Source organism: Paraburkholderia sp. DHOC27 (assembly GCF_003429005.1).
In the GTDB taxonomy this organism is placed as follows: Bacteria; Pseudomonadota; Gammaproteobacteria; order Burkholderiales; family Burkholderiaceae; genus Paraburkholderia.
On the sequence record NZ_QVQV01000019.1, the window covers coordinates 1 to 1,826 of the forward strand.

At 58.9% G+C, this 1,826-nt stretch carries 4 protein-coding genes; 3 read left to right on the plus strand and 1 reads right to left on the minus strand.

Annotated elements, in window-relative coordinates; all coding sequences use genetic code 11:
• Nucleotides 1-780 (plus strand): RHS repeat-associated core domain-containing protein (locus D0B32_RS32120; RefSeq protein ID WP_147329596.1); only part of this gene is annotated, 780 nt, incomplete at its 5' end.
• 12 nt (nt 781-792) lie between these two features.
• Nucleotides 793-1,065: a hypothetical protein gene (locus D0B32_RS32125; protein ID WP_117338516.1), complete on the plus strand. Its 273-nt coding sequence runs from the start codon at nt 793-795 to the stop codon at nt 1,063-1,065.
• A 66-nt stretch (nt 1,066-1,131) separates the two neighbouring features.
• On the opposite strand, the gene D0B32_RS33070 is transcribed toward D0B32_RS32125, so the two are convergent.
• A complete protein-coding gene (locus tag D0B32_RS33070) occupies nt 1,132-1,233 on the minus strand; it encodes a type I toxin-antitoxin system SymE family toxin (protein WP_259295238.1) in 102 nt (33 codons plus the stop codon).
• A 107-nt stretch (nt 1,234-1,340) separates the two neighbouring features.
• Between D0B32_RS33070 and D0B32_RS33270 the strand changes: the two genes are divergently transcribed.
• Nucleotides 1,341-1,826, plus strand: a 486-nt coding sequence (locus D0B32_RS33270; protein ID WP_181969967.1) for an RHS repeat-associated core domain-containing protein, incomplete at its 3' end; no start/stop codon positions are given.

Below are 1,826 nucleotides of genomic sequence, written 5' to 3' on the forward strand. Positions count from 1 at the left end.
GGGGTGAACCAGTACGGCTGGAATGGGCAGGACCTGCTCGCGCAGATCAGCGGCACGGTGAGCGCGAGCTTTGTCTACGACATGGACGGGCGGCGCAGCGACCAGACCGTCAACGGACACCGGACGCAGTCGTTCTGGATCGGCGACGAACTGAGCTTCACGATTCCGGATAACGACTACGCGCACCGTATGCGCCTGTTCTCGCCGTACCCGGAGAGCGGGCTCGATGAGCTGACGTTCCGCCGCATTGGCGATGATGCCAGCGCGGACCGCTTCATCCTGCGCGATGCGAACAACAACGTGATCGCGCTCACGGATGCCAACCAGCAGAGCCAGACGCAGTACACGTACCAGCCGTATGGGGCGACTACAAGAACCGGTGCCGTGGATGTGAACACGCAGCAGTACACCGGGCGGGAGAATGATCCGACAGGGCTGTATTACTATCGGAACCGGTATTACGACCCGGTGACCTCGCGGTTTATCAGTGAGGATCCGGTCGGGTGGGCCAGTGGGCAGACCAATGCGTATGCTTATGTGGGTGGGGATCCGGTTCGGTTCAGCGATCCCTTTGGTGAGGCAGGGATAATCACGGGATTTACACGGCATGGCTTGAATCAGGCTATTAACCGAGGTGTTTCACCGGGCGCTATGTGCGACGCGGTGAACAATCCAATTAGCGTTACCGAGCGATCGAATGGGACTACCAGGTACACAGGGGCCGGTGCCGTTGTAGTGCTGAACCCAGCAGGTCGGGTTGTAACGGTTTGGGGCCAATAGAGGGGCAACTCGATGAGCGGAAAACAGCGGCGTAGCCAAGCCTTGCAGGATGCGGTCAAAGAGGTTCTGCTTCGTGAGTGGGATCCGATAGGTATCGGGGGGGAAGATGCCGCGAAGGATGAATACGACGCCTATGTCACCAAGGTTTGCGCACTCATTGCGCAAAGGCAGTCGGTTGAGGACGTGATCAAATATCTGTTATGGGCAGAGACAGAACAGATGGGATTGCAGGCAGATGTTGAGCGAGCGCGAAGAGTGGCCGGAAGGCTGGTTCGACTCGTGTAATTGCGGCGCTTTGATGATCTAACGTCGTTACGTGAACGAAGGGCCGCATTTGCGGCCCTTCTGCATTTAAAGCGGCGCAATGATGAGCTTCTGGTGCTCGACGGTAATACGCACGCGCTGTCCGCTCTCGAAACCGGCGGTCTCGATCCAGCGGACGGAGAGTTTCATCCACTGGAAGGTGGGTGGCTCCTTGCGCTTTTGGAAGGGCAGGTGTGCCGGTTTCTGGTAGCGCCAGGATTCGTGGATGGTGACAGAGCGTTCGGTGACGAGTGGGCGTGCTTCACTATCGGAACCGGTATTACGACCCAGTCACGGCCAGATTTGTTAGCGAATACCCCATAGGTCCGGCCAGTGGGCAGACCAATGCGTATGCTTATGTGGGTGGGGATCCGGTTTCGCTGAGTGATCCGTCGGGATTGCAGTGGGCTATTCCGCTTCCGATCGGTCCGGTGCCGAGCGGCGGCCCGATTCACAACATAGACAGGCCTTTCACTGGGAAACCCGGGGACACCTTTTGGCCCGGGCTGCGGCCGGACGGCTCGCCCGGAGAGGGTACGTACGGAGACGGCCGAAAATACGGCCCCGATGGTCAGCCGGAAATAGACTACGATCACAGTCACCCGGGGCGTCACGACGAAATTGGTGATCACGTGCATGACTGGATGGATGGAGTGCGCAGCAAATTTCCGCGTCCATATAGTCCCCTTCCCAAGCCACCTAAGCCACAGCCCCCCAAGGATGGCTGGTGCCCGTCAGACCTT